2 protein-coding genes are annotated in these 1,797 nt (G+C 73.6%); both read right to left on the bottom strand.

Translation table 11 applies throughout. The features are described from left to right. The coding region (locus FNQ90_RS21875) for an HAD family hydrolase (protein WP_182607924.1) at positions 1–750 on the bottom strand (750 nt) is incomplete at its 3' end. Between the two features lie 178 nt (positions 751–928). Beyond that, positions 929–1,797, bottom strand: an 869-nt coding sequence (locus FNQ90_RS21880; protein WP_323380115.1) for a vitamin B12 dependent-methionine synthase activation domain-containing protein, incomplete at its 5' end; no start/stop codon positions are given.

Consider the following 1,797-nt stretch of genomic DNA (forward strand, 5'->3'; position numbering starts at 1 on the left):
CCCGCCGGCCCCGCCCGGGGCCGGACCGGCCCCGGGCGGGGCCGGCGGGAGGGGCTCGGCCCACAGCCCCCGCAGGAATTCCAGGTCCACGCCGCGCAGGCTGTCCACCACGGTCCGGCCCGGCGCCGGCTCCAGGGCCGCGATCGATGGCACCGCGAGCACCCGACAACCGGCCGCCTCGGCGGAGGCGACGCCGGTGGCGGTGTCCTCGACCGCCACACACGCCGTCGGGTCGGCACCCAGGCCGATCGCCGCCGTCAGGTAGGGATCGGGGTGGGGCTTGGTGCGGGTCAGGTCGTCGCCCGCGATCGTGAGCGCGAAGTGCTCGGCCCCGATGGCGCGCAGCATGCGGTCCACGACCTCGCGGTGCGAGGCGGAGACCAGGGCGGCGGGCACCCGGTGACGGGCGAGGTCGGCCAACAGCTCGGCCGCCCCCGGCATCAGGGCGACGCCGAGGTCCAGACGGGCGAGGAAGGCGGCGTTGAGACGTTCCGCCAGCTCCTCGTAGGCGATGTCGGCGCCGGTGACCTCGATCAGGTAGGTGGCGCTGCGGGTCATCGGGCCGCCGACGACGACCCGGCGGTCCTCCTCGCGCAGGGTGTGACCCAACTCGGCGAAGACCCGGACCTCCGCGTCCCACCAGAAGTCCTCGGTGTCCACGAGGGTGCCGTCCATGTCCAGCAGCACGGCGTGCGGAGCGGGTTCGGCGGCGCGGCGGGATCCGCCACCGGCGGGAAGGACTGTGGTCATCCGCGGCTACCTCCGAAGGGATGTGCCCGAAGGGACGGGGAGGCCGGTGACCGATCCCGCGCGGGATCGGTCACCGGCCTCTTCCGGACCGTTCAGTGTACGTTCCGCCACACCGCCCGTCCGGCGCTCCCGGGCCGGACGGGTGGTGTCGGCCCGGGGCCGGGTCCCCGGAGCGGGCTCAGCGGGCGTTGAAGTAGTTGGCCTCGGGGTGGTGCAGCACGATGGCGTCGGTGGACTGCTCGGGGTGCAGCTGGAACTCCTCCGACAGCACCACCCCGATGCGCTCGGGTCGCAGGAGCTCGGCGATCTTCGCGCGGTCCTCCAGGTTCGGGCAGGCCGGATAACCCAGGGAGTAGCGACACCCCTGGTACTCGGTGCGGAACATGCCGGTGAGTTCGGTGGGGTCCGCCTCCGCGATGCCCAGCTCGGCACGAACCCGGGCGTGCCAGTACTCGGCCAGGGCCTCGGCCAGCTGCACGGACAGGCCGTGCAGCTCGAGGTAGTCGCGGTAGGAGTCGGCGGCGAAGAGTTCGGCGGTGGCCTCGCCGATCCGCGAGCCGACGGTGACCACCTGCAGACCCACCACGTCCGTCTCACCCGATTCCGCGGAACGGAAGAAGTCCGCCAGGCACAGCCGCCGCCCCCGACTCTGCCGGGGGAAGGTGAACCGGGTGCGCTCGGCGCCGTCCTCGGTGAGGATCACCAGGTCGTCGCCCTCCGCCCGACAGGGGAAGTAGCCGTGGACGACGGCCGCCTCCAGCAGGTTGTCGGTGTGCAGGCGGTCCAGCCAACCGCGCAACCGGGGACGGCCCTCGGTCTCCACGAGTTCGGCGTGATCGGGGCCCTCCCCGTCCCGGCTGCCGCGCAGCCCCCACTGCCCCTTGAACAGGGCGTCCTCGTCCAGCCAGTCGGCGTACTCCTTGAGCGGGATGCCCTTGACCACCCGGGTGCCGAGGAACGGTGGGGTGGGCACGGGCACGTCCCCGGCCACCGAGGAACGAGCCGGTACCGGGGCCTCGGTCGCGTCGGCGGGTTGGGGGGTGGTGG

Origin of the sequence: Streptomyces alkaliphilus (assembly GCF_014141535.1) — a bacterium.
In the GTDB taxonomy this organism is placed as follows: domain Bacteria; phylum Actinomycetota; class Actinomycetes; order Streptomycetales; family Streptomycetaceae; genus Streptomyces; species Streptomyces alkaliphilus.